This window comes from Janthinobacterium sp. SUN211 (genome assembly GCF_030587315.1).
Classification (GTDB): Bacteria; Pseudomonadota; Gammaproteobacteria; order Burkholderiales; family Burkholderiaceae_D; genus Janthinobacterium; species Janthinobacterium kumbetense.
The window spans coordinates 286,093-306,576 of record NZ_JAPWIC010000004.1 but is presented as its reverse complement, the minus strand read 5'-3'; the positions used below and the strand labels follow the sequence as shown (position 1 = coordinate 306,576).

The 20,484-nt window shown below is 62.4% G+C and carries 22 protein-coding genes; 11 read left to right on the top strand and 11 right to left on the bottom strand.

Annotated elements, in window-relative coordinates:
* Positions 1-8 precede the first annotated feature (8 nt).
* Entirely contained in the window at positions 9-1,457 is a 1,449-nt protein-coding gene (sbcB, locus tag O3301_RS16270) for an exodeoxyribonuclease I (RefSeq protein WP_305056868.1), read from the bottom strand.
* A 147-nt stretch (positions 1,458-1,604) separates the two neighbouring features.
* Here sbcB and O3301_RS16265 point away from each other — a divergent pair, with 147 nt between their 5' ends.
* Positions 1,605-2,219 (top strand): DUF5610 domain-containing protein, encoded by a 615-nt coding sequence (locus tag O3301_RS16265; protein ID WP_289899920.1) that lies wholly within the window; start codon positions 1,605-1,607, stop codon positions 2,217-2,219.
* 106 nt (positions 2,220-2,325) lie between these two features.
* Here the strand turns inward: O3301_RS16265 and O3301_RS16260 are convergent, their stop codons facing one another.
* The 5 genes from O3301_RS16260 to O3301_RS16240 form a co-directional block, all read right to left on the bottom strand.
* Positions 2,326-3,291: a GGDEF domain-containing protein gene (locus tag O3301_RS16260; RefSeq protein WP_092612043.1), complete on the bottom strand. Its 966-nt coding sequence runs from the start codon at positions 3,289-3,291 to the stop codon at positions 2,326-2,328.
* Between the two features lie 258 nt (positions 3,292-3,549).
* On the bottom strand, positions 3,550-3,927 hold the full coding sequence (locus tag O3301_RS16255) for an HPF/RaiA family ribosome-associated protein (RefSeq protein ID WP_034781728.1): 378 nt from the start codon (positions 3,925-3,927) through the stop codon (positions 3,550-3,552).
* 224 nt (positions 3,928-4,151) lie between these two features.
* A complete protein-coding gene (locus O3301_RS16250) occupies positions 4,152-4,817 on the bottom strand; it encodes a DUF1345 domain-containing protein (protein WP_099665226.1) in 666 nt (221 codons plus the stop codon).
* Between the two features lie 38 nt (positions 4,818-4,855).
* The gene (locus tag O3301_RS16245; RefSeq protein ID WP_289913378.1) at positions 4,856-6,127 is read right to left on the bottom strand and encodes an MFS transporter; all 1,272 of its coding nucleotides are present in this window, start codon (positions 6,125-6,127) and stop codon (positions 4,856-4,858) included.
* A 77-nt stretch (positions 6,128-6,204) separates the two neighbouring features.
* Positions 6,205-7,230 (bottom strand): CDP-6-deoxy-delta-3,4-glucoseen reductase, encoded by a 1,026-nt coding sequence (locus O3301_RS16240; RefSeq protein WP_251349880.1) that lies wholly within the window; start codon positions 7,228-7,230, stop codon positions 6,205-6,207.
* 12 nt (positions 7,231-7,242) lie between these two features.
* Between O3301_RS16240 and O3301_RS16235 the strand changes: the two genes are divergently transcribed.
* The 4 genes from O3301_RS16235 (at position 7,243) to O3301_RS16220 (ending at position 9,446) form a co-directional block, all read left to right on the top strand.
* Positions 7,243-8,160, top strand: coding sequence for an SDR family oxidoreductase (locus O3301_RS16235; protein ID WP_099665223.1), 918 nt, complete (start codon positions 7,243-7,245; stop codon positions 8,158-8,160).
* Between the two features lie 83 nt (positions 8,161-8,243).
* Complete coding sequence (locus O3301_RS16230) at positions 8,244-8,504, top strand: hypothetical protein (RefSeq protein ID WP_034759943.1); 261 nt, start codon at positions 8,244-8,246, stop codon at positions 8,502-8,504.
* A 190-nt stretch (positions 8,505-8,694) separates the two neighbouring features.
* A complete protein-coding gene (locus O3301_RS16225) occupies positions 8,695-8,964 on the top strand; it encodes a hypothetical protein (protein WP_305056867.1) in 270 nt (89 codons plus the stop codon).
* 242 nt (positions 8,965-9,206) lie between these two features.
* Complete coding sequence (locus O3301_RS16220) at positions 9,207-9,446, top strand: hypothetical protein (RefSeq protein ID WP_029496207.1); 240 nt, start codon at positions 9,207-9,209, stop codon at positions 9,444-9,446.
* 87 nt (positions 9,447-9,533) lie between these two features.
* On the opposite strand, the gene O3301_RS16215 is transcribed toward O3301_RS16220, so the two are convergent.
* The 3 genes from O3301_RS16215 to O3301_RS16205 all read right to left on the bottom strand — a co-directional run bounded on the left by O3301_RS16215 (position 9,534) and on the right by O3301_RS16205 (position 14,267).
* On the bottom strand, positions 9,534-10,250 hold the full coding sequence (locus O3301_RS16215; RefSeq protein WP_099665221.1) for a hypothetical protein: 717 nt from the start codon (positions 10,248-10,250) through the stop codon (positions 9,534-9,536).
* Positions 10,251-10,439: 189 nt separating this feature from the next.
* On the bottom strand, positions 10,440-12,299 hold the full coding sequence (locus O3301_RS16210; RefSeq protein ID WP_305056866.1) for a CHASE domain-containing protein: 1,860 nt from the start codon (positions 12,297-12,299) through the stop codon (positions 10,440-10,442).
* Positions 12,300-12,500: 201 nt separating this feature from the next.
* A complete protein-coding gene (locus tag O3301_RS16205; protein ID WP_305054377.1) occupies positions 12,501-14,267 on the bottom strand; it encodes a glutamine--tRNA ligase/YqeY domain fusion protein in 1,767 nt (588 codons plus the stop codon).
* Between the two features lie 161 nt (positions 14,268-14,428).
* Here O3301_RS16205 and O3301_RS16200 point away from each other — a divergent pair, with 161 nt between their 5' ends.
* From O3301_RS16200 to O3301_RS16185, 4 genes are all read left to right on the top strand, one after another.
* Entirely contained in the window at positions 14,429-14,722 is a 294-nt protein-coding gene (locus O3301_RS16200; protein ID WP_010395442.1) for a DnaJ domain-containing protein, read from the top strand.
* A 96-nt stretch (positions 14,723-14,818) separates the two neighbouring features.
* The gene (locus O3301_RS16195; RefSeq protein WP_034781751.1) at positions 14,819-15,331 is read left to right on the top strand and encodes a hypothetical protein; all 513 of its coding nucleotides are present in this window, start codon (positions 14,819-14,821) and stop codon (positions 15,329-15,331) included.
* On the top strand, positions 15,321-16,121 hold the full coding sequence (locus O3301_RS16190) for a hypothetical protein (RefSeq protein WP_034781755.1): 801 nt from the start codon (positions 15,321-15,323) through the stop codon (positions 16,119-16,121). The genes O3301_RS16195 and O3301_RS16190 overlap by 11 nt, the downstream gene beginning before the upstream one ends.
* Positions 16,122-16,140: 19 nt before the next feature.
* Positions 16,141-17,013 carry a hypothetical protein gene (locus O3301_RS16185; protein ID WP_077400518.1) on the top strand — a complete coding sequence of 291 codons (873 nt, stop codon included), beginning with the start codon at positions 16,141-16,143 and terminating at the stop codon, positions 17,011-17,013.
* 28 nt (positions 17,014-17,041) lie between these two features.
* Here O3301_RS16185 and O3301_RS16180 read toward each other — a convergent pair whose 3' ends face one another.
* Positions 17,042-17,944 carry a LysR family transcriptional regulator gene (locus O3301_RS16180; RefSeq protein WP_305056865.1) on the bottom strand — a complete coding sequence of 301 codons (903 nt, stop codon included), beginning with the start codon at positions 17,942-17,944 and terminating at the stop codon, positions 17,042-17,044.
* 107 nt (positions 17,945-18,051) lie between these two features.
* Here O3301_RS16180 and O3301_RS16175 point away from each other — a divergent pair, with 107 nt between their 5' ends.
* On the top strand, positions 18,052-19,326 hold the full coding sequence (locus O3301_RS16175) for an MFS transporter (RefSeq protein ID WP_289906275.1): 1,275 nt from the start codon (positions 18,052-18,054) through the stop codon (positions 19,324-19,326).
* 5 nt (positions 19,327-19,331) lie between these two features.
* Here the strand turns inward: O3301_RS16175 and O3301_RS16170 are convergent, their stop codons facing one another.
* Entirely contained in the window at positions 19,332-19,976 is a 645-nt protein-coding gene (locus tag O3301_RS16170) for a hypothetical protein (protein ID WP_305056864.1), read from the bottom strand.
* Positions 19,977-20,152: 176 nt separating this feature from the next.
* Between O3301_RS16170 and O3301_RS16165 the strand changes: the two genes are divergently transcribed.
* Positions 20,153-20,479 (top strand): hypothetical protein, encoded by a 327-nt coding sequence (locus O3301_RS16165; RefSeq protein WP_070257487.1) that lies wholly within the window; start codon positions 20,153-20,155, stop codon positions 20,477-20,479.
* The last annotated feature ends 5 nt before the right edge of the window (positions 20,480-20,484 follow it).

Here is a 20,484-nt window from a genome sequence, read left to right as displayed (position 1 = left end):
TTTTGCATTTAGTCACGCTGCGGGGCAACGATCTCCGCGTAATCGTAGAGTTCTCCCAGAATTTCCTCGCCCCGCTCATCGACGGATTCCGACAGCACGTCGATTTCCGTAAACAGCATTTCGATGGTGCGGGCGCCGGCGTCGCCGTCGAACAGGCGGGCGGCGCGGTGCTGTTCCCAGCGCAAGCTTTCCGCTTCGCTCAGGGTTTGCGGGAAATTGCGGGCGCGGTAGCGGAACAGCAGTTCCTGCAGGCGCTCATCGGCAAACGAGGGGCGGGCCGTGGCCAGCTTGGCCGGCGTGTCGCGGCGCAAGGATTCGAGCAGGCGGCGGTCATCGTTGCTGACGAAACCATTGTACAAATCCTCATCCACGTCCAGCGCGGCATTCGCGCCCGGGCGCTGGAACACTTCGGCCCAGACGGCATCCATGTTCGGCGCCGCGGCGGCGAATTGCGCGTTGACCTTCGCCGCGTCCAGATCGATGCCCCATTGCGCGGCCATGGCCGGCGACAGCGTTTTTAAATTGCCGACCAGCATGGGCGACTTGTTCAGGTGCACGCTTTTCACGGGCAGGCGCGTCATGCCTTCCGGCATGGCGTCCTTGCGCGTGAACAGGCGCGTGCGGATGGTGTCGGCGTCCAGGGTAAACAGTTCGCGCGGGTCATAGGCGCAATCCCAGACGAGGATTTCATTTTTATTGCTCGGGTGCGTGGCCAGCGGCCAGACGACGCCCAGGCAACCCCGTTCGGCGGGGAACATGCCCGACACGTGCAGGAAAGGCTGGCGCTCGCCGGCGGCCAGGTGCATGCCCATTTCGCTGGCGACCCGGTCCTTCTTGTGCAGCGCCAGGCAGAATTCGAACAGTTTCGGCTGTTTCTGCTTGATCAGGCGCGCCAGGGCGATGGTGGCGCGCACGTCGGACAGTGCATCATGCGCCGCTTCGTGGACCAGGCCATTGGCCTTGCTCAAGTGTTCCAGTTTAAAACTGGTCTGGCCATCGTCGCGCTTCGGCCATGCGATGCCTTCCGGGCGCAGCGCGTGCGTCATGCGCACCACGTCGAGGATGTCCCAGCGGCCGCAATGGTTCTTCCATTCGCGCGCATACGGGTCGATCAGGTTGCGCCAGAACAGGAAACGCGTGACTTCATCGTCGAAACGGATGGTGTTGTAGCCCACGCCGATGGTGCCCGGCTCCGAAAAGGCCGCTTCGATGGTGGCGGCGAACTGGTGTTCGGGCACGCCCAGCTGCAGACACTGCTGCGGCGTGATGCCCGTGATCAGGCACGATTGCGGGTCGGGCAGGAAATCATTGGCAGGCTGACAATACAGCATGATGGGTTCGCCGATCTCGTTGAGGTCGGCATCCGTGCGGATGGCGGCGAACTGGGCCGGGCGGTCGCGGCGCGGCTGGGCGCCAAAGGTTTCGTAGTCGTGCCAAAGAAAGGTCTGGTTAGTCATTGATGGTCGTTGCTTGATTGGTTATCCGGGCCGCCAAAAGCGGCCGCTGCTACAGTTTTCTGAAAACCTGCCGATACTACACGAGAGGATGGTCATCATCGCGTTTCCCGCATGGTGGCATACATTGCCCGTTCAAGGAGGTCTATCGTGTCAATTCCCATCGCCGCAAGCGGCAATTCCACCCCTTCCGTGACTTCCGTCAGTACGGGCGTTGCCGGCAAGGACGATAAAGTCCAGCAAAAGGACGGCGTCAACGCTGAAATGAGCGTGAATGACCGCACCAAGCTGCAATTGAACGCTTCCATCATGCAGGCGTCGCTGAACGTGTCGATCGGTTCCGAGAACGAGCCGCTGGCGCTGCTGTACAAGACGGCCATCACCAACATCAATGAAGCGCTGAAGGGCCAGTACGGCGAGGACGCGATCCAGAACGCGGCTTCGCAGGATAACAGCGCCGAAGCGACGGCGAACCGCATTGTATCGCTGTCGACAGGTTTTTTTGATGCCTTCAAGAAACAGAATCCCGGCCTGGACGACGATACGGCCCTGACCAAGTTCATGGACACCATCAGCGGCGGCATGGAAAAAGGCTTTAAGGAAGCGCGCGACATCCTGGGCGGCTTGAAAGTGCTGAATGGCGACATCGCCGGCAATATCGACAAGACGTACGAGCTGGTGCAAAAGGGCTATGCCGACTTCATCGCTGCGCACAGCAGCAAGAAGGATGATGCCGCCAAGCCGGCCGACAGCAAGGCCGCCTGATCATTATTACCCCGGAAGCGCCTGAGAAAATGTCCAGGGCTAGGCGCATTGCCGAAGGCAGTACGAATGTACGACGAGGCAATGCAACGACGCCATGGGCTTTTTATCAGGTGCTTACCCGGTTGCGGCCGCCGGCTTTCGCGCGATACAGCGCCGCGTCGGCCGCGGCGATCAGCGCATGGTCGTCCTGTTCGGCCGCCAGGCTGGCCACGCCGAAGGAACCCGTGATGTGCGGCAAGGCGCTGCGCATGTCAGCGAAGATGACGGCGAGCTGCATGCGCTCGCACAAGCGCTCGGCCACCCGCAAGGCCACGTGTTCGTTGGTGTCGGGCAAGATCACCATCATTTCCTCGCCACCGTAGCGCACGGCAAAATCCGTGGGCCGCAGGGCCGCGCCCAGCACTTGCGCGGCGATGCGCAGTGCCTGGTCGCCCGCTTGGTGGCCGTGCGTGTCGTTGAAGCGCTTGAAATGGTCGAGGTCTATCATCACCAGCGACAGGGGCGAGCCGCTGGCGTGGGCCGTGACGATCATGTTGGGCAGTAAATCCGTCAGCCAGGCGCGGTTGTACAAGCCCGTCAGGCTGTCGACCATCGACAGCTGGCGGTAGAATTCGCCCAGTTTCTGGCGCCGGCGCAGCAGGGCATTGGCGGCGCGGATGCGGAAGGACAGCAGCCGCAGCAGGTTGCGCGCCAGGCCGTTCGACTGCTCGATCAATTCCCATACGATGGCCGCGTCGATCACCAGCAAGTCGGTTTCTTCCAGGGCGGAAATGGCGGCCAGGTTGCTCGCTTCATCGAGCACCGATTGTTCGCCCACGCTTTCGCCGGGCAAGACCTTGCTGACGGTGCCATCGTCCATGCCCGTGTGGGTGTCGGCGGCCACGGCCAGCGAGCCGCGCAGGACGATGTACAGGCTGGCGCCTTGCGTGTCGGCAATGGCTTCGCCCGCTTCCAGGCGCATCACGGGGCAGGGCGCCAGCATGGCGGCCGTCTGGCTATCCGCCCCATCGCGAAATAGCTGTAAATCGCCGATGTTGCAGCCTGAAGCGCCGAAGTTGCCGATCTGTTCCACAATCACACTTTCAAAAAGCCGGCGCGCGAGCAGGGGGCCGGTAGCTTCATGATAGCGTAAAGCGGCCTTGGCTGTAACGCCAAAGGCTTGCTTGAGGTCACTTACTGTGAGAAATACGACAATTATTTCATTGCCGCGTCAATACGCAGGAATGCTTGCGGTTTTGTTATGGATGTTGCCGCGCGCGAAAGGCGGGCCGGATGTGCAAAGGCAGCCTTGAACGGCTGCCTCAGTCTCTGAAAATCCTGCGGGTGGGGATTACTCGGCGGTTTCTTCCGCTTCGGCCGTATCGATCACGGCATTCTTGCCGGTGGCGTGGCGCTTGCTGTCTTGCAGGCGGCCCAGGGCGCTATCGATGGCGCGTTTCAGTTTATCGGTGGCGCCGGCAACGGATTGATGCACGGTGGCGTTCTGTTCGGTCACGGCGATCGGTTGATAGCCGGCAACGCGTGCTTCCATGACGCAGCGGATATCGTCGGCGCCGCCTTTCGGGCCATTCGTGTCGCTGATGTGGACTTCGATGCGGGTCAGGTTGTCGCGGAAGCGGTTCAGTGCGCTTTCAAGTACGGATTGCACATGTTCGTTCAGTCCAGCGGTGTTGGCGATGGTGCTGTCGGTATGAATATTGATTTGCATATGCTTACTCCTGTCAATTCAAAAAAAACCCATCTCAGGCGCCTTGCTTGGCAGTGGTCAAATCCGCTGCCAGGGCGCGTCGGCGCCTGGTTCTTGCCTCATGCACTTGATCCCTGTGCATGACTTATCTTACTCCTCTTTCCAGTATTTCAAGAGGGTGCGCACGATTAAGATGAGCTTAACCCTTCAGCCAGGTCAAGTTTCCACTACGAAATTATTTACCCTCAGCCATTGATGAGACCGGCCGCGATATTGATCGACAGCCCCAGCACGACCAGGTTGAAGAAAAAGCTCAGCACGGATTGTCCCAGCACGATTTGCCGCATCATGCGTGTCTGCACGGAAACGTCCGACGTTTGCACGGCGACGGCGATGGTGAAGGCGAAATACAGGAAATCCCAGTAATCGGGGCTTTGCTCGTCGTCGGGAAACTTCAGGGGGCGCAGCGCGGGATCGGCCTGGTAGTACAGGTGGGCATAGTGGAAGCAGAACAGGGTGCCGACGAGGAACCAGGAACCGACCAGGGTGAGGATCGTCAGGCCGTAATGCAGCGCGCGCTCGTCCGGCGCCATGTCTTTCATCGAGGATAGCTGCGAGACAATGGCTACCAGGCTCATCACGGATGCGACGGACAGGGCCGACAGGACGGTTGCCGCCCGCTCATCCTGGCGCGCCGCCATGGCTTTGACCTTGTGGTGGTTGGCACGCATCATCATCCAGGCCATCGTTGCCAGGTAGAACCAGACGGCGACATTCCACGCCGTCAGCAGGCGCGTCATCTGTTGCCAGGATGCGGGCAGCAGCAGGCCGGCCGCCACGCCGATGGCCGTGGCCATGCTCAGGTGGGGGCGGCTGCGGATGAAGCCGTGGAATGGAAGCGTGATTTTCATGGTGCGGATTCGTCAGTGGCGATAGCGCATCTTAGACCTTATGCGCTTGCCGTGGTGGCCGTCCTGGCGGCCGCTTCCTTCTCGTGGTGGGGAAAGCGGTCCATGCGCGACAGCACGGGGAACAGCACGGCCCAGATACCCGTCACGGCCAGGGTGGCGGCGCCGCCGAAGAGCACGGCGCGCACGAGGCCGAACCAGCCGGCCGTCAAGCCCGATTCGAATTCGCCCAGCTCGTTCGAGGCGCCGATGAAGACGGCGTTCACGGCGCTGACCCGGCCGCGGATCTCGTCCGGCGTCTCGAACTGCACCAGCAAATGGCGGATGTAGACGCTGACCATGTCGCCGGCGCCCATCAGGAACAGCGCCGCCAGCGCCAGCGGGAAATAGCTGGTGCTGCCCAGCACCAGGGTGCCCAGGCCGAAGACGGCCACGCCGCCGAACATCCACGCGCCCACGCGGCGCGTGATGGGAAACATGGCCAGCGCGATCGAGCACAGGGCGGCGCCCGCGCCCGGCGCCGTGCGCAGCAGGCCCAGGCCGCTGGGTCCGGCATGCAGCACGTCATGCGCCAGCGCCGGCAGCAGGGCCGTGGCGCCGCCGAACAGCACGGCAAACAGGTCGAGCGAAATGGCGCCCAGCACGATGGGCTTCGACCAGACGAAGCGCAAGCCTTCGAGCAGGGTATGCCAGCTGACGGGTTCGCGTTTCACCACTTGCGGCGCCGGGGTGGTGGCGCGCATCAGCAGGACGGACACGACCAGCAGCGCGGACGAGATCAGATACACGACCTTGGGGCCGAAGTAGTACAGCAAGCCGCCCAAAGTCGGCCCCAGGATGATGGCCACGTGGGAACTGGATGAACTGAGCGCGACGGCGCGGCTGAAGTGTTGCGTGGGCACCATGTTGACCAGCACGGCTTGCGTGGCCGGCATCATGAAGGCGCGCGCGCTGCCGAACAGCACCAGCACGGCAAACACGGGCCAGACGATGGAAATATTGCTTAACGTAAACGCCAGCAGGGCCAGCGCGCACGCCAGTTGCGCCGCCAGGCACCACGCGATGATGTTGCGGCGGTTGTAGCGGTCGGCCACGTGGCCGGCCGGCAAGATGAGCACGAGGAAGGGCGCGAATTGCGCCAGGCCGATCAAGCCCAGGTCGAACAGGCTGCCCGTGATCTGGTACACCTGCCAGCCGATGGCCACGCTTTGCATCTGCACGGCCACCGTGCCCAGCACGCGGGCGGAAAGATAACAGGCGAAGTTGCGGTGACGCAGGATACTGAAGCCGTTGCCGGCAGAGGCGAGAGACATGAAATTTCCAGGAAACAGCGGGGTGGAGCGGTGGCGGCAGCGGATGCCGCGCCAGCAGCACCCCGCTGTCTGGATGCTTACTTGGCCAGGTCGGCTTCCGTGGTGAAGGCGTCCGCGTAGAATTCGTCGGCCGGCAATTGACACAATTGCACGAAATCGCGGTTGGCTGACTCGACGACGATCGGTGCGCCGCAGGCATACACTTGATACGCGGACATGTCCGGCAAGTCGGCGATGACGGCCTGGTGCACGAAGCCCGTGCGGCCTTGCCACGCGTCTTCCGGCAGCGCGTCCGACACGACGGGCACATAGGTGAACTGCGGCAAGTCGGCGGCCCACTGGCGGCACAGGGCATCCATGTACAGGTCGTGCGGACGGCGGCCGCCCCAGTACAGGGTGATCGGACGCGGCGACTGCTCGTTGATCATGTGCTCGACGATGGCTTTCAAGGGGGCGAAGCCCGTGCCCGAGGCCAGCAGCACGACGGGCTTGTCGGAATCTTCGCGCAGGAAGAAGGTGCCCATCGGGCCTTCGAAGCGCAGGATGTCGCGCTCCTTCATGCTGCCGAACACCTGGTCGGTGAACAGGCCGCCCGGCATGTGGCGGACGTGCAGGCTCACGGGGCCGCCTTCGACGGGCGCGCTGGCCATGCTGTAGCTGCGGCGTTTGTTGTCGCGCAGCATGATTTCGATATACTGTCCGGCGCGGTAGTGCAGGCGCTCGCTGGCTGGCAATTGCAGGGTCAGCACGACGACGTCGGGCGCGACTTTTTCGATGGTGGTCACGCGCGACGGCATTTTCTTGATCGGGTAGTCGCTACTGCCCGCCACTTCGCGCGCCTGCACCACCAGGTCGCCCTGGGGCACGGCGCAGCACAGCAGCGAGTAGCCGGCCGCCGCTTCATCTTCCGTCAGGGAGCGGGCCTGGTATGGCTTATGCTGTACGCTGCCGGACACGATCTTGCCCTTGCACGAGCTGCAGGCGCCGCTTTTGCAGCTGTACGGCAGGCCGACGCCGGCGCGTATCGCCGCCGACAGGACGGTTTCGTCCGCTTCGCAGCTGAATTGGTGGCCGCTGGGCTGAACAGTAATTTGAAAAGTCATACAATCCTTGAGATGAAAAATATGTTAATGCACTCTTTGCGCAAGCCGTCAGGCTTGCCGCGCTTGCTGATCCTGGGCTGCGGCGACGTCGGCATGCGGCTGCTGCCCCTGCTGCGCGCGCGCTTTCGCGTCTTTGCCGTCACCAGCCAGCCAGCGCGCTGCGCACAGTTGCGGGCGGCCGGCGCCGTGCCCATCGTGGCCAACCTCGACGAGCGCGCCAGCCTGAAACGGCTGGCGGGACTGGCGACGATGGTCGTGCACCTGGCGCCGCCCATGTCGTCGGGCTTGCTGGACCGGCGCACGCGCAATCTGGTCGCCATTTTACCCGAGCATGCACGCATGGTGTATGTGAGCACCAGCGGCGTGTATGGCGATTGCGGCGGCGCCTGGGTCGATGAGACGCGGCCGACGGCGCCGGCGAATGCGCGCGCGAAGCGGCGCGTGGACGCCGAACAGGTCTTGCGCGGCTGGGGCGCGCGCCGCGGCGCCAGCGTGGCCATCCTGCGCGTGCCGGGCATTTATGCGCAAGACCGCCTGCCGCTGAAGCGCTTGCGCGAAGGCACGCCAGCCCTGGAAGCCAGCGACGATGTGTACACCAACCATATCCATGCCGATGACCTGGCGCGCGTCATCGAACGGGCCCTGTGGCGGGGCAAGCCGGGACGCGTGTATCACGCTAGCGATGACAGCGAACTCAGGATGGCCGAGTATTTCGATGCCGTGGCCGATACGTTTGGCTTGCCGCGCCCGCCGCGCCTGCCGCGGGCCGAGCTGCGGCAAGTGGTCACGCCGATGCTGCTGTCGTTCATGTCCGAATCGCGCCGCCTGCACAATACCCGCCTCAAGCGCGAGCTGGGCGTGCGCCTGCGCTACGCGCGCGTGGCCGATGCCTTGCAGGCGATGGCAGCCGATGGCGCCGGCATCGGGTAAAATGGCCGGTTATCTGCGCACTTTGCTGGGCCGGCGCGCAGCGCGCCGTTCCCGCGCTGCGCCACTCACTTAAGGACTACAGCATGAGCACCCTCACTTACGAAGAATACCTGGACGAGGTCACCACCGTCCTGACGGAACTGTACGACCTCGACGACGAGGCCGCCATCAAGCTCGTCGTGGCCGCGCAGGACGCCGAATTTTTTGTCCCGCACGATGCGCATGAGGAAATGCGTACCGTCGAACAAGCCAAGAAAGATGCGGTCACCTTGTTCGAGCGCAAGCAGAATCGCCAGCAAACGCAGGAAAAGCAGCAGCAGCGCGTGCGCCAGCAAAAGAAATAAGAATATGGGCCTGGCCGCTGGGGCCATGGCGCAGTACGGGTCTCGGCGCAACACCGGGGCCGTGACCTTTGACGCAGCGCAAACGCGTTATGGCGCGCTGGCGATATGGTGAGCAATGTCGTCACGCGTCTGGGCTCTTGTGGCGGGCTCTGCATAGCGTGACGCTGTTTCCCGTCAGCAGGAGCGAGCCATGCGAGCTACGAGTCACCCCAGCAAGGAACAGGTACGCGCTTACATGCGCCGTCGCGAACGTGCGCTGCAGCCGCCGCCGCCGCCCGATGAAATCCGCCGGCAACTGGCCTGGTGCCGCGTGGATGCCGTTCCTGGCACGTGCCCGCTTGCCACCCCGGCCGGCGTGGCCGCGCAAGGCTGGCATTTATCTGCCGAAATGGCGCGCCTGAGCGCCCTCATGGCCATAGCTTGGCTCATGCATAGCGGTGTTGCTCATCGTAAAAATTGATGACTTGCAGCAAATTTTTCCAATTTGAGTTATCCTCTAGCACATTCCAAGTGCGTCAATTCTCTTCAATTATCACAATTTTGCGTTAAGTTACGCAAAAATCAACAATAGCGTGTATTATATTGTTTGCGGCGTAAAAGCCGCATAAGTGATGGCGCTTTTTAGTGTGTTTACCCTGAATTATTGCAGAAGAGACATTCGGTTTCTTTTTGCTCTAATACAACAAGTACGGATTTTCGATCATGTCTCTCAAACAAATTACCTCTTTGCCTACCTACAACCCGAATCGCGTCCTCGATGCGATCATCGACAAGCTGCAACTGAAAAACGATGCCGCCTTGTCGCGAGCCCTGGAAGTGGCGCCACCGGTCATCAGCAAGATTCGTCACAACACCTTGCCGATCGGCGCCACGATCCTCATCCGCATGCATGAAATCAGCGATTTCAGCATTCGTGAACTGCGCGAGTTGATGGCTGCCTAAGAGCGCCTGACAGACGGCAAACTGAGAGGTGCCGTCTGGGTACGTCAGGCTTGCCGCGTGCGGCAGCCACATCTGTTTTCCGCTTTTCTATTGCGGGTCGCGGTTCAGCACCGGACGATCGACATAGAAGCGCCCCATTTCCAGGCCAGTCGAGGACGACTTGACCACCGCTGCGGCCAGTGAGGCAGGGGCGCTGGAAAATGCGGTGTTGGCAGCCCCGGTCGCGCGGCCCGAATACGCCGTCGCCTGTACTGCCGCACTGGAAAACGCCGTTTGCACGGCCCGGCCCGAGTAAGCCGTCGCTTGCACCGCCGCACTGGAAAACGCCGTTTGCACGGCGCGGCCCGAGTAAGCCGTCTCCTGCACCGCACGTCCCGAATACGCCGCCTGTACGGCGCGCCCCGAATACGCGGTTTCAGCGCGGATATAATCTTCCCCGAACGTTTGTTCATACAACTGCTTCATGCGCTCGCCCACGCGATGGTGCGCCGCTTCGTCGTCTTCGCCACGCAAGCCGATGTAGGGGAAGTGATGGAGGAAGTAGCCGAACACCTGTTCGCAGTCGGCCGCATATTTCAGGGTGTCGAGGATGTGGTAGTGCCAGAAGGTATCGACGTCCATCAAGGGCGCCGTCTCTTCTTGCGGAAACTGTTTCATCAGGATCAGGAAGCGGCGGTATTCGAATTCCACCGCGTTGGCCTTCTCCAGACTCCATCCTTCGCCTGACTCCCGGTGCATCAGTTTGACCTTGATCGCGTCCAAATTCAAATCGGCAATAGCCTTGAAACTGTCGTTCGTATCCATGAATGTCCTTTGGTAAAGAGCGTTGTGGGAAATACGGTGAAACAAGGGAAAGCGGCGGGTGTGTACTCCTGGCAAGTAGTCGAGGAATGCCTTGCCCATGGCGGGCAGGCGCTAAGTTGTTCTACATCAATATTGCATCTAATTACGAAATATGCAAGCTGAGCTTGTTTCATGCGGGGCGCGTGCCGGTCAGCCGCTGGCCCGGCTTTCTTCCTCGTAGGGAAACGCGGTGGCGTCCGCGCCCAGCGGCACGCTGACGTGCACGCTCATGCCGGCGCCGGGGCTGCTTTCGATGTAAAAAGTTCCACCCAGCAACTTGATGCGTTCCTCTATCCCCACCAGGCCAAACGAACCGAGCTTGTTGCGCCCGTCGATGGCCGCACCCACGCCGTTGTCGCTGACGCTCATCGACACCGTATCGCGGCACTTTTCCAGCTTGACTTGCACGCGGCTGGCATTCGCATGCTGGGAAATATTGCTGAGCGACTCTTGCAGGATGCGGAACAGGGCCGTCGCGCATTGGTCGCTGAGGCAAATGTCGTCATGGCTTTCGCTCACTTCGCAGGCGATGCCCGTGCGCTGGCGAAATTGCGCCACCTGCCATTCGACGGCCGCATTCACGCCCAGGTCCAGCACGGTAGGGCGCAAGTCGTTGATGATCTGCCGCACGCTCTTGATGGTGGCGTCGATCTGCTCCAGGGTCGAACGGGCGCGGGCATTCAGGCGCGGGTGGCGGCGCTGCGTGCGCGAGGCCAGCATGTCGGCGTCGATGCGCAGGACGAGCAGATTCTGTCCCAGGTCGTCGTGAATTTCGCGCGCGATGCGCTTGCGCTCTTCTTCCTTGATCTGGTCGGCATGCGCGGCCAGGCGGCGCAGTTTCTGGTGCGACAGCTGCAATCGGATCTGGCTGGCGCGCAATTCCTCCGTCATGCCCGTCGCCATCTGGATGGCGCGCCGGCGCGACGACGCCAGGGTATGGAACAGTACATACAGCAGCATGGTGCTGGCAAAGCCGATCAGCAGGGCCAGCCACGGCAGGAAGGCGTCGAAGCGCGAATACAGGTCGCTCTTGCGCACGCTGAACAGCGCTTGCCAGGCGCGGCCATTGTGCTCGATCAGCAGCGTGCTGCTCAGGTAGCGGCCCGAACTGCCGGGCTGCCACCATGGCGCATGCATGCCCGCCGCCGTGCTGTCGAAGATGGGGCGCATGTCGTGCGGCAACTGCAGCGGCACGTCCCGCTGTTGCAGCGCCTGCGGGCCGATATCGAACAGGGTCAGGCGGACGTTGCGTACCGGCATGTCGGCCAGCGCGCTGCGCATCATCGTCACCAGGTCGTAGCCGATGCCGACGGAACCCTGGTAAGCGGCGCGCCTCTGCTCCACCGTCTCGACGGGCATGCCGAAACGGTACACGGGCAGGCGCATGGCCATGCCCGTCAACTGGGGACGGCCGTCCATCGGCACGGGCACGCCGGAATTGCTGATGTGGCCGGAATCGCGCGACTGCGCCAGCGCTTCGGCGATCTGCGGGCGCGAGGCGATGTCGTAGCCATACTTTTCCGGGGCGCTGGCGATCGGCTCGATGTATACGAGCACGGAATACTGGGCGCGCGGGCCGGGCGGATGGATGGCAAACGCCGGATAGCCGTCGCGCCCGGGCGGATAGTCGCGCCGCATGACCGTTTCATAAGCGGGGCGCTGCGTCTCGTCGAGTTCCTGGCTGTAATTGAGATTCATCACGCCCGGATAGTTCTGTTGCAGGGCGATGTTAGCCACGTAGCGGTGGAATTGCTCGCGGCTCACGTGTTCGTTGGCCTGGAACAGGCTGGCCGTGCCGCGCAGCAGGTTGGCATACGACTTGGTGCGCGATTCGATGTTTTTCTGGGTGTTGCGCGCCAGATTGTTGAATTGTTCGCTGGCATCGCTTTCGATCGACAGCGAAGCGGCCATGTAGAACAGCAGGCCCACCATTGTCGACACGACAAAGCCGAACAGCCACAGCGGTCTTTTTTCAGCAGCTAAGGGGTGTTCGCCGGCAGTAGAAGACATCGCCATCCGCATCAGGAAGAGGAATCGGGTGCCGCCTGTGTGGTGGTGGCTGTACTCAGTTGCACAAGGACTATTGAAATTGCAAATTGCTCAATAGCTGCCTAATATACAAAACTATCGTGAATATAGTCAACAGGCAATATTTCTCTTTGAAACGAAAAAAAACCGCCGCAGCGGTTTTTTTCGTGTGCCGTCCAGCCCTTATTTGGCGGGCTGCCAGCTGTCTTTCAGGGTGACGATGCGGTTGAAGACGGGCTTGCCCGGCTGGCTGTCGACCCGGTCGGCCGCAAAATAGCCGTGGCGTTCGAACTGGAAGCGCTGTTCCGGCTGGGCCAGTTCCGCGCCCGGTTCCAGCCACGCTTGCACGACTTCCTTGGCCAGCGGATTCAAGGCCAGCTTGAAGTCCTTGCCGCCCGCGTCCGGCTGCGGGTCGGTAAACAGGCGGTCGTACAGGCGCACTTCGGCGGGAATGGCCGTCGGCGCGCTGACCCAGTGCATATTGCCCTTGACCTTGTAATTGGCGCTGCCTTCCGTGCCCGACTTGCTGTCCGGGAAGTAGGTGCAATGCACGGCGATGACCTTGCCGTCCGCATCCTTGTCGTAGCCCGTGCACTCGATCACGTAGCCGTAGCGCAAACGCACCTTGCTGCCCGGCTTGTCGTCGATCGGCGGATACAGGCGGAAATAGCCCTTGTTCGGCACTTCCATGAAGTCGTCTTCCTCGATCCACAGCTCGCGCGAGATGGGGAAGGTGCGCAAGCCGCGCTCCGGGAAGTGCGGGTGCACGGGCGCCGTGCATTCCACGCTGTCGTTTTCAGGGAAATTGTCGATGATCAGTTTCAACGGACGCAGCACGGCTACCGAGCGGGGCGCCTTCGGGTCCAGGTCTTCGCGCAGGCAGCCTTCGAGCACGCTGTAGTCGATCCAGCCGTCGGATTTCGTCACGCCCGTGCGTTCGCACATCAATTGAATCGCTTCCGGCGTGTAGCCGCGGCGGCGCATGCCCACCAGGGTCGGCATGCGGGGGTCGTCCCAGCCGTCGACGATTTTTTCTTCCACCAGCTGGCGCAGCTTGCGCTTGCTGGTGACGATGTAGGTCAGGTTCAGGCGCGAGAATTCGAACTGGTGCGGCACCGGTTGCTGGAAGAAGCCGCCGGCCGACAGGGTTTCCAGCAGCCAGTCGTAGAACGGGCGGTGGTCCTGGAATTCCAGGGTGCAGATCGAATGCGTGATGTTTTCCAGCGCGTCCGAGATCGGGTGCGTGTAGTCGTACATCGGATAGATGCACCAGGCGTCGCCCGTGCGGTGATGATGCGCGTGGCGGATGCGGTAGATGGCCGGGTCGCGCAAGTTCATGTTCGGCGAACTCATGGCATCTTCGCTCATCTTCGCGCGCAGGATGTGCTCGCCATCCTTGAACTGGCCCGCCTTCATGGCGCGGAACAGGGCCAGCGATTCGTCGCGCGGACGGTCGCGGAACGGCGAATTCTTGCCGGCCTGGCCGAAATTGCCCCGGTTGGCGGCCATGTCTTCGGCGCTCTGGCTGTCGACATAGGCGAAGCCGGCCGTGATCAGGTATTCGGCCATCGCGTACAACTGGTCGAAATAGTCGCTCGCGTAGTGCAGGTGGCTCTGGCCATCGGCCTGCTTCGGTTCCCAGTCAAAGCCCAGCCATTTCACGCTGTCCATGATGGTGTCGACGTATTCCTGCTCTTCCTTCGCCGGATTGGTGTCGTCGAAACGCAGGTTGCACTGGCCGGCGTAATCGCGCGCCAGGCCGAAGTTGACGCAGATCGACTTGGCGTGGCCCACGTGCAGGTAGCCGTTCGGCTCCGGCGGGAAACGCGTGATCACCTGGGGCAGGCCGGGACGCACATGGGCGCCGGCAGCCAGGTCGGCTTCGATGATGTTACGCAAGAAATTGGGCGCCAGCGCCGGCGCGGCGTTATTCGGTTTATCGTTGCTCATTGATCAATGCGGAAGAGTGACAGTAAAAAGCATTTTACCGTACCGCAAGCGCTTTATAAGCACGTATTTGCCCCCATTTCCCGGCATGCAAGCGACGCGGACGCCGTTCTATAGGATAATTCGCCTTTAATTAGTAGAAAAACGTGACCCCGGAGCCTTTTATGGAAAATTTATATAACGTCCTCGGTGTCGCGCCCAATGCCAGCGACGATGAAATCAAGAAGGTTTACCGTTCGCTGGCCATGCGCTTCCACCCCGACCGCAACCAGGCCCCCGGCGCCGAGGCGCGCTTCAAGAGCGTCACCAAGGCGTATGAAATCCTGGCCGACCCGGCCAAGCGCGCCGAATACGACCAGAGCGTGAACCACCGCATCATCATCGATCCGGAAGCGGAAGCCTATGCCCTGTGGTGCGGCGTGTTCCGCCTCCACGGTACAGTATTACCTGCCGATTAAATCGATGCGGCCCGCATCAGCCGGCCAGAATTACTTGAAAAACAACAACAACGGCGCCGTTAATCCAGCGCCGCGCATCACATTGGAAAGCACAGCATGAGAAGAGTACACCCTGAATTCGCGTATCAGTCGCGCGAGCTGGAAGGCCAGATCGAAGGCATCCTCGGCGACCCGCCGAACCGCAAGAACTACAAGAGCATGGTCGACGCGCTGGTGGGCGAATACGCGAGCGGCGGCGGCATCGAAGACGTGAACATGCTGGCCTTCGCGCTGGTCGATCACATCACCTTCAGCGACCCGAAAGGCTTGCTGGCCGAAAGCGAAGACTACGAATTCGGCGATACGGCCCGCGTGTTTTCCATGGCCGCGTGCGCCGCGCCGGAAGCGGCCAAGATGTACGCCGCCATCGAGGAAAGCTTCCCCGACCTGGCGCGCCAGGCCATCATCACGGCCTTCCTGCACAAGAATCCCCGCCTGTGGGACGACGACGACCAGTCGCTGGACCAGCTGGCCGCCAATGACGACGGCGACGACGAGCACGATGAAGACGAAGCGACCGACGATTTCGCCCAGATGTTTGACCAGGATGGAGATGACCATGGCAGATAATGACAAGCAAAATGCGGATCAAAAGAGCAATCTTCCCGCGCTGACGAAACAGGTCACGGAGCTGGTGCTGTCCGGTTCGCTGGGCCACGCCGAGCAGGCGTTTGCCGACGCGGCCGACCAGTACGGCGATCTTGCCGTGGTGGAAGTGCTGAATGCCATCCCGCCGCAAGTGACGGCCCTGCACCTGGCCGGCTTCGACGGCGGCAAGATGTCGCTGGCGACCTTGTTGGTGCCGCCGAAAGCCTGGGCCGACAGCCTGGCCTTCATCGCTGCCACCTGGAGCGACGACCAGATCGAGGATGATCCGGAACGCATCGCCGAAGCCCTGTTCGCGCACATCCACGGCGTCGTGTTTTCCACCGACGACGCCGAGCGCCGCCGCGAGCTGCTGCTCGAAGCGTCCGCCACCGACTGGGGCGCCACGGCGTTCGCCATCCTGTTCTCGATGGCGCCGAAGGAAATCCTCGAAGTGGCGGGCGAGATCGTCATCAAGGGACCGTACGTGACGGGCGTGACGTCGTCCGACAACGACGTCGTGCCGCTGGCCATTGAGCTGGCGCAAGCGAATGAAGATGGCTGGGACCGTTCGCTGTTCGAACTGTTCCCCGACTTCCGCCACAGCGCCGACCTGGCCGACGCGGAATACTCGGACGACCCGGACGAAGAGCCGACCATGTTGCAGCGCAGTACCAAGGAATTGCTGTACCGCCTGCGCAAGCAAGTGCCGAGCACGCGCAGCGCGCCGCGTTCCAGCACGCGCCGCAGCCTGGGCACGGGCATTTTCTCGTAATGAAAGCAGGGAACGTCTAATGCTGCCAGCAATTGTTGTAGAGAATCTTCCGCGCCTGGTGCGCGCCATCAAACTGTTGCCGGGCGACCCGCGCGAAGACGCGGCCCTGAACCTGGCCGATGAATTGACGGGCATCACGGCCATGGTGGCCGAGAAGTTCACGAATGAACGCACGGCCGACGGCATCCAGAAAGCGCTGTATTTGACGGTGGGCGGCGTGTCCTTGGGCCTGGAGCAGGCCGTCACGCATGAAGGCGACCAGGCCGCGCTCGATTTCCTCGTCGAGCACGGCGCCGAGCACGCGTTCCAGGTGGGCTTTCGCCTGATCAAGGAATTGTCGCAGCTGCCGGAAGACGCCCTCGTCGGCGAATACGACCAGGATCCCGTCTACCTGCAGCGGCGCCTGCGCGAGCTGTTCATCGATATTTGCCAGGCCGACCCGAACCAGAACTGGGCCGGCTATGAAAAGTATGCGTTGCAGTTGCAACAGCGCAAGGAAGTGCAAGCCGTCGTGCGCCTGGCCGGCTGGCTGCGCCGCCACCACGACAATGGCCCCGTCAGCGACAGCGACTTGAATGCCGAGGGCGTCATCGCCCTGGCCATCATCTTCGCCATCGAAGGCGGCGGGCGCGTCATCGCGCGCACGGGGCAGAAGGAGTTCGAGCGCTTCGTGCGTTCCGTGCGCAAGAACAAGCCCGACTTCGAGGAAGGCTGGGCCGCCCTGGTGGCCAAGGTGCCCGTGCAGCATCACCCGGTGTTGCTCGACCGCATAGCTTCGTACCGCCGCAGCTGCACCGTCGTGCATAAAATCCTCACGCGGGCCAGCATGAAGAGCCTGTTCGAGGACCTGGAAAACTATGCGGGTTCGGAGCTGGACGCCGACTACTCGTAATGCAGTACGTGGGCCGGCGCCTGCCGGCCTACGCTCCCCCTTCCAGCGCCGCTTCCTCGGCCAGTTTCACGAACGCCGCCACCAGCGTCGACGTTTCTTCTTCCCTTTGCGCCAGTAACAGACTGGTCGTCGCCTGCGGGTCGTCGATGGGGCGGTAGCACACGCCATCCATGCGGATGCGGTCGAACGAGGCGGGCAGCACGGAAATACCGCAGCCGGCCGCCACCAGGCCGATGATGGTCGACGCCTCGCCCGCTTCCTGCGCCACCTGGGGCACGAAGCCGGCCGCCTTGCACAGGCGGAAGATCTGCGGATAAATCCCCGTGCCCGCATCCTTGGGATACATGACAAAACCTTCGCCCGCCATGTCGGCAATGGCAATCGCCTCCTTGGCCGCCAGCGCATGGGCGACGGGCAGCACGAGGAACAGCGGGTCCTGGCGCAGTTGCGTCAGCTTGATATCGGAGGGATACGTCGTTTCCGGCGGGCGCACGAAACCCAGGTCCATGGTCCTGCCACTGATCGCTTCCAGCTGATGCAATGTCGCCATTTCGTGCAGGGTCAATGTGACGTGCGGAAAGAGCTGGCGGTAGCGGTTGATGACGGTGGCGAAATACGGCGTAAACGGCGTGGAAAAGGTAAAACCGATGCGCAATTCGCCCGCTTCGCCCCGCTGGGCCCGGCGCGCCGTCACGGCCGCCTGCTCCGACAGGGCCAGGATGCGCCGCGCATCGTCGAGGAACAGCGTGCCCGCCTGCGTCAGCCGCACGGAGCGCTTGTTGCGCTCGAACAACTGGGCGCCCAATTCCGCCTCCAGCGCCTGGATTTGCTGGCTTAGCGGCGGCTGGCCGATGTGCAGGCGCTCGGCCGCGCGCGTGAAGTGCAACTCCTCGGCGACGGCGACAAAATAACGCAGGTGGCGCAGTTCCATATTCGTCCAGTAATCGTTTTAAAGTATGAGTTGGGCCTTAAATATATATTGGACGATATGAGTTGGCAATCCTAAGATGAAGACTCGCTTCTTTCACGAACACGGCCATGTCTGATTCATCGCTCGCTTATGCCTCCGCCGCCACGCCGGCGCTTTCGCCTGCCGCTCCCGCTCCCCGCACGGCCATCGCCAAGGGTTCCATCGAATTCAAGCGCAGCAACCGCGCGCTGTTCTTCGGCGGTTTTTCCACCTTCAGCTTGCTGTACTGCATCCAGCCCCTGTTCCCGCTGCTGTCGCACCAGTTCCATCTGACGCCGGCGCAAAGCAGCTGGTCCCTGTCCGTGTCGAGCGGCTTGCTGGCCATCTCGCTGGTGCTGCTGAGCGCCGTGTCGGACCGGGTGGGCCGCAAGCCGCTGATGGTGGCGTCGATGTTTTCCGCCGCAATATTGACCATTTTGTCCGCGTTCGCGCAGGATTATGCGCAGTTGCTGGCGATCCGCGCCGCGCTGGGCGTGGCCCTGGGCGGCATGCCGGCCGTGGCCATGGCGTATCTGGGCGAGGAAATCGAAGGGCCGTCGCTGGGCCTGTCGATGGGACTGTATATCGCCGGCAGCGCGTTTGGCGGCATGTCGGGGCGGCTGGTGGCATCCATGCTCAGCGATTTCCTGTCGTGGCGCTGGGCCCTGGGCGTGCTGGGCGTGGCCGGCGTGCTGGCGGCGGCGGAATTCTGGCGCAGCCTGCCCGCGTCGAAGAACTTCGTGCCCAGCACCAAGGGCTGGAATGCCTTGCCGCACGCGATCAGGCAGCATTTTTCGGATAAGGGCTTGCCGTGGCTGTTCTGCCTGGCGTTCGTGCTGATGGGCTGTTTCGTCAGCCTGTATAACTACATCGGCTACCGCCTGCTGGCCGCGCCCTTCGGCTTGCGCCAGAGCACGGTCGGCTTGCTGGCCTTTTTGTACCTGATCGGCATCTTCAGCTCCGTCTGGGCGGGGCGCCTGGTGGACCGCCTGGGGCGCCGGGGCGTGCTGTGGATCATGTTGTCGGTGATGCTGTCCGGCATTGTATTGACCCTGTTCGACTCGCTGCCGCTGATCGTCATCGGCATGGCGCTGGCCACCTTCGGCTTCTTCGCTTCGCACTCGATCGCCAGCAGCTGGGTCAGCCGCCGCGCCCGCGCGCCGCAGGCGCTGGCCTCGGCCTTTTATTTGCTGTTCTATTACCTGGGCTCCAGCCTGATCGGGTCCGCCTCGGGCATGATGTGGGGCTTCGACGGCTGGACGGGCGTGGTCGTCATGCTGGGCGTGTGCCTGGGCGGCGGCGTGCTGATCGCCTTGCGCCTGCGCCATCTGCAGCCGTTGGGGGCGCGCGAAGCGGTAGGCTGAGGCAGCTATTTGGGACACATGCCGATCATCGTTTCCCCCTGCTTGCCCGCGCGCGTGGTCACGCACAAGGTACCCAGCGCGCTAGTGATTTTATAGGTGCGGCTGCCCTTGGCCTCGTTCGCGCCGATCTCCTCGATCCTTGACGCTTCATACCATTTCGGCGGCACGGCCGCGTAGGCCTCGGCAAATCCCTGCTGCATGCGCTTGAAGCCCGTGTCGTCGAATTTCTCCCCACCCCGTTGCGGGAATTCCTTGAGTAGCTCCTTGTCGATCTTACCCACGTCGCGCTTGGCTTGCGCCAGGATGTCGGCCGCGCTGGGCGGCGCGGCGAGCGTGATCGCTTCCGGCATTGCTGGCGCCGGCGCCTGTTCGGCGGCGGGAACGGGCAAGGGGCGGCTGACGGGCGCCGGCATGGGCAGGCGCGGCGGGCGTGCGGCGGCCGGTTTTGCGTCGGGCAACGGTACGGGGACCGGCTTGGGCGGCGCCGGGAGCGTGTGGCGCAGCCAGGCGATGGCCGGACCCTGCGGCAAGTGTTCATCCATGACGGCGCGGGGCCGCGACTGCAAGACGATATACGCAAAGCCAAGGTGCAGCAGGACGATCAGCAGCAGGCTGGGAGCGCGGCGGGGCAGGGTAGTTGGCGAGGTCATGGAGGGCATGGTGGTTCAGGTACGCCAATGTATCTGAAGGATTTGATAATTATCTAAAATGTCACCAGTGCTTACAAAAAAGTGCCAGGTGGAAATTTCGATGCCATGGCGGCTGGCGGGGAACCCTGCGCCAGTCTGGTGATCCAACCCGGACACCACGCGAACAGGAGATCATCATGATGCAAGTAAAGGAAGTGGCACGGCGCTTTGGCGCCATTGAACATGCGATCGGCCAGGCGGCCCAGCTGTGCGGCAAGCAGCAGGGCATGCCGATGGACTTGAAGGATTGCATCAACCAGCTGGACCAGCAAAAGAATGCCGTGCGGCAAGCCATCGACACGCAGGACGATGCGCGCATCCGGCAAGCCGTCGACCAGATGGAATCGCTGGGCGACCGCGCCAAGCGGGCATGCGGCACGGCGGCCAGCGTGACGCCGGAAATGAAGAGCGCCGTGCTCAAGGTGCATGATGAATTATCGGACTTGAAGCACCAGCTGCATTAACGGTT

Excerpts from the sequence above, each read along its gene's own strand:
- sbcB (WP_305056868.1), bottom strand. The coding sequence starts at position 1,457 with ATGACTAACCAGACCTTTCTTTGGCACGACTACGAAACCTTTGGCGCC.
- O3301_RS16255 (WP_034781728.1), bottom strand. The coding sequence starts at position 3,927 with ATGCAAATCAATATTCATACCGACAGCACCATCGCCAACACCGCTGGA.
- O3301_RS16250 (WP_099665226.1), bottom strand. The coding sequence starts at position 4,817 with ATGAAAATCACGCTTCCATTCCACGGCTTCATCCGCAGCCGCCCCCAC.
- O3301_RS16245 (WP_289913378.1), bottom strand. The coding sequence starts at position 6,127 with ATGTCTCTCGCCTCTGCCGGCAACGGCTTCAGTATCCTGCGTCACCGC.
- O3301_RS16240 (WP_251349880.1), bottom strand. The coding sequence starts at position 7,230 with ATGACTTTTCAAATTACTGTTCAGCCCAGCGGCCACCAATTCAGCTGC.
- O3301_RS16235 (WP_099665223.1), top strand. The coding sequence starts at position 7,243 with ATGAAAAATATGTTAATGCACTCTTTGCGCAAGCCGTCAGGCTTGCCG.
- O3301_RS16230 (WP_034759943.1), top strand. The coding sequence starts at position 8,244 with ATGAGCACCCTCACTTACGAAGAATACCTGGACGAGGTCACCACCGTC.
- O3301_RS16225 (WP_305056867.1), top strand. The coding sequence starts at position 8,695 with ATGCGAGCTACGAGTCACCCCAGCAAGGAACAGGTACGCGCTTACATG.
- O3301_RS16220 (WP_029496207.1), top strand. The coding sequence starts at position 9,207 with ATGTCTCTCAAACAAATTACCTCTTTGCCTACCTACAACCCGAATCGC.
- O3301_RS16215 (WP_099665221.1), bottom strand. The coding sequence starts at position 10,250 with ATGGATACGAACGACAGTTTCAAGGCTATTGCCGATTTGAATTTGGAC.
- O3301_RS16210 (WP_305056866.1), bottom strand. The coding sequence starts at position 12,299 with ATGTCTTCTACTGCCGGCGAACACCCCTTAGCTGCTGAAAAAAGACCG.
- O3301_RS16205 (WP_305054377.1), bottom strand. The coding sequence starts at position 14,267 with ATGAGCAACGATAAACCGAATAACGCCGCGCCGGCGCTGGCGCCCAAT.
- O3301_RS16200 (WP_010395442.1), top strand. The coding sequence starts at position 14,429 with ATGGAAAATTTATATAACGTCCTCGGTGTCGCGCCCAATGCCAGCGAC.
- O3301_RS16195 (WP_034781751.1), top strand. The coding sequence starts at position 14,819 with ATGAGAAGAGTACACCCTGAATTCGCGTATCAGTCGCGCGAGCTGGAA.
- O3301_RS16190 (WP_034781755.1), top strand. The coding sequence starts at position 15,321 with ATGGCAGATAATGACAAGCAAAATGCGGATCAAAAGAGCAATCTTCCC.
- O3301_RS16185 (WP_077400518.1), top strand. The coding sequence starts at position 16,141 with ATGCTGCCAGCAATTGTTGTAGAGAATCTTCCGCGCCTGGTGCGCGCC.
- O3301_RS16180 (WP_305056865.1), bottom strand. The coding sequence starts at position 17,944 with ATGGAACTGCGCCACCTGCGTTATTTTGTCGCCGTCGCCGAGGAGTTG.
- O3301_RS16175 (WP_289906275.1), top strand. The coding sequence starts at position 18,052 with ATGTCTGATTCATCGCTCGCTTATGCCTCCGCCGCCACGCCGGCGCTT.
- O3301_RS16170 (WP_305056864.1), bottom strand. The coding sequence starts at position 19,976 with ATGACCTCGCCAACTACCCTGCCCCGCCGCGCTCCCAGCCTGCTGCTG.
- O3301_RS16165 (WP_070257487.1), top strand. The coding sequence starts at position 20,153 with ATGATGCAAGTAAAGGAAGTGGCACGGCGCTTTGGCGCCATTGAACAT.